Source organism: Citrobacter sp. wls826, from assembly GCF_005281245.1.
In the GTDB taxonomy this organism is placed as follows: Bacteria; Pseudomonadota; Gammaproteobacteria; order Enterobacterales; family Enterobacteriaceae; genus Citrobacter; species Citrobacter braakii.
The window spans coordinates 181,906-183,795 of record NZ_SZWS01000012.1 but is presented as its reverse complement, the minus strand read 5'-3'; the positions used below and the strand labels follow the sequence as shown (position 1 = coordinate 183,795).

The window sequence follows — 1,890 nt, the reverse complement described above, 5'->3', positions numbered from 1 at the left end:
CATCAAATAAGTGAAGAAGCCCATCCTGCCGGATGGGCTTTTTTGCGTCTGCAGAGAATGGAACTGCCGGATGCAGCGTACCATTTTATCCAGCCCATAAAAGCCCACTCTATTTCAAACCGATTTTTCTCTTTCTCGAACATATCTGAATCCTTTCTCTGCTAATGAAAACCGTGATCTTTCTCTCATAATAAATTATAACAATTATATAACATTTATTTCACCAAAAAAGACACAACCACCATTGATAAATTAATGCAATCGTTGGCAGGGGTACAATTCTAATGGCTGATAGCAGTGTAACTGAGAACGGGGCGCTGGCAGACGGCGATACTCGGCGTCGTATATGGGCGATTGTCGGAGCATCATCAGGGAATCTGGTCGAATGGTTTGATTTCTATATCTATTCTTTCTGCTCTCTCTATTTTGCTCATATCTTTTTTCCATCAGGAAACACCACCACGCAACTCTTACAAACAGCCGGAGTTTTTGCTGCAGGCTTTCTGATGCGACCGATTGGCGGCTGGCTGTTTGGTCGCATCGCGGATAAGCACGGGCGTAAAAAGTCGATGCTGCTGTCAGTTTGTATGATGTGTATGGGATCGCTGGTGATCGCTTGTCTTCCGGGATATGAAACCATCGGTACCTGGGCTCCTGCTCTATTGCTGCTGGCTAGGTTATTTCAGGGGCTGTCTGTCGGTGGTGAATACGGGACCAGCGCTACCTATATGAGTGAAGTAGCCGTTGAAGGGAAGAAAGGTTTTTATGCTTCCTTCCAGTACGTGACGTTAATCGGCGGGCAGTTACTGGCACTGCTGGTTGTGGTCATATTACAGCAAACGTTAGAAGACTCAGCGCTAAGATCGTGGGGTTGGCGTATTCCATTTGCGTTGGGCGCCGTACTGGCTATTGTTGCGTTATGGCTGCGTCGACAGTTGGATGAAACCTCGAAACAGGACGTTCGCGCGCTGAAAGAAGCTGGTTCTCTGAAAGGTCTGTGGCGTAATCGCAAAGCCTTCATCATGGTGCTTGGCTTTACCGCTGCTGGCTCGCTGTGTTTTTACACGTTCACAACCTACATGCAGAAGTACCTGGTTAACACTGCCGGTATGCATGCCAACGTAGCCAGTGGGATTATGACGGCGGCACTGTGTGTGTTTATGCTGGTGCAACCGTTGTTCGGTGCCTTGTCAGATAAAATTGGCCGACGTACTTCAATGCTGTGTTTTGGCGCGTTGGCCGCGATTTTCACCGTCCCCATTCTGACAGCGTTGCAAAGCGTGACGTCCCCGTATATGGCGTTTGCTCTGGTGATGTGTGCCTTGCTGATTGTGAGTTTCTATACGTCAATCAGCGGTATTCTGAAGGCCGAGATGTTCCCGGCACAGGTGCGCGCTCTGGGGGTTGGATTATCTTATGCGGTGGCCAATGCTCTGTTTGGTGGCTCAGCCGAATATGTTGCGTTATCCCTGAAGTCTGTCGGTATGGAAACAACATTCTTCTGGTACGTTACAGCACTGGCAATAGTCGCATTTTTGGTATCGCTGATGCTGCATGGGAAGGGGAAAGGTCTGCGCCTCTAGTGATGTGCCAGTTGCCAGACCGCATAACCGGTAGACGCACCTGCAACATCCCAGGCGAAGTCTTTCCAGCTCCAGCCGCTCCCAGCGGGACGGCTGTCCCATAGCTCTTTTGACGCGCCCAGGCTGACTGAGAACATCAGGCCGATAGCCGCGCTGCGATCGCGGCTGTTGCCCTGATGTTGAGCATATTCGTTTCCAACTGCGGAGAGCATAGCGGAGGCGATAAAGTGTTGAGCCTTGTCTTGTCCGCTCCAGCGGTCGTTTGCCATGTGGCTGCAGCCAGAAATAGCCAGGATACTGAAAAGAA

2 protein-coding genes are annotated in these 1,890 nt (G+C 50.1%); one reads left to right on the top strand and one right to left on the bottom strand.

Annotation, left to right across the window (positions count from 1 at the left end):
* The first annotated feature begins 284 nt into the window (after nt 1–284).
* Nucleotides 285–1,583 (top strand): MFS transporter, encoded by a 1,299-nt coding sequence (locus FDW87_RS01815; RefSeq protein ID WP_016154060.1) that lies wholly within the window; start codon nt 285–287, stop codon nt 1,581–1,583.
* On the opposite strand, the gene FDW87_RS01810 is transcribed toward FDW87_RS01815, so the two are convergent.
* The gene (locus tag FDW87_RS01810; protein ID WP_137379390.1) at nt 1,580–1,879 is read right to left on the bottom strand and encodes a YfiM family lipoprotein; all 300 of its coding nucleotides are present in this window, start codon (nt 1,877–1,879) and stop codon (nt 1,580–1,582) included. The two genes, FDW87_RS01815 and FDW87_RS01810, sit on opposite strands and share 4 nt — an antisense overlap.
* Between the last annotated feature and the right edge of the window lie 11 nt (nt 1,880–1,890).